The 277-nt window shown below is 40.4% G+C and carries 1 pseudogene; it reads right to left on the reverse strand.

The window, feature by feature from the left end:
- Nucleotides 1-277: pseudogene (locus R0J87_RS19890) on the reverse strand (helicase); the annotation flags it as partial.

Below are 277 nucleotides of genomic sequence, written 5' to 3' on the forward strand. Positions count from 1 at the left end.
ATTCATAACAAGTAGTCGACACGAGTCACCTGGCAAGTCTATTCCGTCATATCGATTTGCAAAAACCACAGGACCTCTAAACTGGTTTTCTTGCAATTGAAGGACTAACTTTTCAACTTCTTGAGATCCCTTCGCCACAATAGCGACATCAGACCAGTTAGTTGCCATGTTATCTGATGAGACAAGGACAACTGTCCCAACACTTCTATTTTCAGCTGCCCATTTAACAACTTTATGAGCGTATTCTTCTTTAAAATCAAACGGCATTAATTCCGGA

It is taken from the genome of Halomonas sp. SIMBA_159, assembly GCF_046536035.1.
Classification (GTDB): domain Bacteria; phylum Pseudomonadota; class Gammaproteobacteria; order Pseudomonadales; family Halomonadaceae; genus Vreelandella; species Vreelandella venusta_A.